At 74.1% G+C, this 1,151-nt stretch carries 1 protein-coding gene; it reads left to right on the top strand.

The genetic code is table 11. The features are described 5' to 3' along the window. The coding region (locus tag ABFX46_RS43280) for a bifunctional aminoglycoside phosphotransferase/ATP-binding protein (RefSeq protein ID WP_346050450.1) at positions 1–1,151 on the top strand (1,151 nt) is incomplete at both ends.

The following is a 1,151-nucleotide window of genomic DNA, read 5'->3' as shown; positions in this document are numbered from 1 at the left end:
GACAACGCCGCCGTCAGCGAGACCCACATCGGTGTCGTCTTCTTCACCGGAGACCGCGCCTACAAGATCAAGAAGCCGGTGAGCCTGGGCTTCCTCGACTTCGGCACGCGGGAGCTCCGCGAGCGCGCCTGCCATGAGGAGGTCCGGCTCAACCGGCGGTTCGCCCCCGACGTCTACCTCGGCGTCGCCGACGTGCACGGCCCCGGCGGCGACGTCTGCGACCACCTGGTCGTCATGCGCCGGATGCCCGCCGACCGCCGGCTCGCCACCCTGGTCGCGGCCGGCGCACCCGTCCGGGACGCGCTGCGCGACACCGCGCGCATCCTGGCGGCCTGGCACGCCCAGGCTCCGCGCGGCCCCGAGATCAGCGCCCACGGCACCCGAGACGCCGTCCAAGCCCGCTGGCACGACAGCTTCGACCAGGTACGCCCGTTCCACGGCGACGTGCTCGACGCCGCCGCGGCGACCGAGACCGAGGCGCTCACCGACGAGTTCCTCGACGGCCGCGCGGCCCTGTTCGACGCGCGCATCGCCGAAGGCCACGTCCTCGACGGCCACGGCGACCTGCTGGCCGGCGACATCTTCTGCCTGGACGACGGCCCCCGCGTCCTGGACTGCCTGGAGTTCGACCGGGCGCTGCGCAGCCTGGACGGGCTCGACGACGCCTCGTTCCTGGCCATGGACCTCGAACGCCTCGGCGCCCCCGACCTGGCGGAGTACTTCCTCGGCGAGTACGCCGCCTTCGCCGCCGACCCGGCACCGTCCTCGCTGCGGCACCACTACATCGCCTACCGGGCGTTCGTGCGCGCCAAGGTCGCCTGCCTGCGCCACGCACAGGGCGACCCGGACGCAGCCGCCGAAGCGCGCGCCTACGCCGACGTCGCCCTGCGGCATCTGCGCACCGGACGGGTCGGGCTGATCCTGGTCGGCGGCCTGCCCGGAACCGGCAAATCCTCCCTGGCCGGGGCCCTGGCCGGCCGGCTCGGCTGCTCGGTCCTCAGCAGCGACCGCGTCCGCAAGGAGCTCGCCGGACTCGCCCCCCTCGACTCCGCCGCAGCCCCCTACGGCACCGGCCTCTACGCCCCGGAATGGAACCACCGCACCTACCGGGAGCTCGCCGACCGCGCCACCAAACTGCTCCGGCTCGGCGA

This window comes from Actinomadura chokoriensis, assembly GCF_039529475.1.
Taxonomy (GTDB): domain Bacteria; phylum Actinomycetota; class Actinomycetes; order Streptosporangiales; family Streptosporangiaceae; genus Spirillospora; species Spirillospora bangladeshensis.
This window is presented reverse-complemented; position numbering and strand designations above follow the sequence as displayed.